The organism is Thiohalocapsa marina (genome assembly GCF_008632335.1).
Taxonomy (GTDB): domain Bacteria; phylum Pseudomonadota; class Gammaproteobacteria; order Chromatiales; family Chromatiaceae; genus Thiohalocapsa; species Thiohalocapsa marina.
Map to the genome: position 1 here is coordinate 1 of NZ_VWXX01000085.1, position 803 is coordinate 803.

The 803-nt window shown below is 63.1% G+C and carries 1 protein-coding gene; it reads right to left on the reverse strand.

Translation table 11 applies throughout. The annotated features are described in order from the left end of the window. Positions 1 to 653, reverse strand: a 653-nt coding sequence (locus F2Q65_RS19290) for an Rpn family recombination-promoting nuclease/putative transposase (RefSeq protein WP_150095018.1), incomplete at its 3' end; no start/stop codon positions are given. Positions 654 to 803 lie beyond the last annotated feature (150 nt).

Here is an 803-nt window from a genome sequence, read left to right on the forward strand (position 1 = left end):
AACGCCAGGCGACGCGCCTCCTCATCCGCGCTGAGTTCGCGGATCCGATTCATGGCTTGCTTGACCGGCTCGTGCGTGATCTCAGACATCGTCAAGTCCTCCCGCCAGTGCTTGAAGAAGGTGATCCAGGCTCGCAGCGGACCGGGCGATAACCCGAGCCGATCGGCCTTTTTCAGTTCGATCAGATTCATCTGCAGGATGTTCCCCAGCGTGATGGCCGGCTGGCGTTCATCGCGCATCTCGAAACGCCACACCGCCTGCTGGCGCTCGGCTTCGGTCGCGTCGAACAGATCGAAATCCAGCAGATGCAGCCCGACCGACGCACGCAACTCACGATAATCCTCGCCGGCATCGAGCTGCCCGCCCAGGGTGCGCACCAGATAGAACAAGCCGCGCTTGTGCCAGGCGCCGTAGCGGCGCACCTGGATCTCGACATTGTAGCAATGGCCTTCGCCGTCCCGCGCCAGGACGTCGAGGATGATGTACTTACCCTCCAGTTCGTTGGCATCGATCGCGGGGTTCAGCACCTCGACCGAGGCGATATCGGGCAAATCCGGGCGCAGGTCGTTGATCAGCGCCACCAGCAGTTCGGGCGCGCCCGTGAACAGACGCTTGAAGACGTAGTCGTTGGTTGGGTCGAGCAGGCTGTGCATGGGGCTGGTCAGGCACTGAGGTGCTGCTCGAGATGGCGCAGCAGGCGGTATTGTTGTTCGTCTTTACCGGACATTGAGGACAGTGCGTCAGCGGCGGGCGAGCCGGGCCTCGAGGTCGGCGGGGCCGGTGAAGTCCAGCAGGTCTTCGCC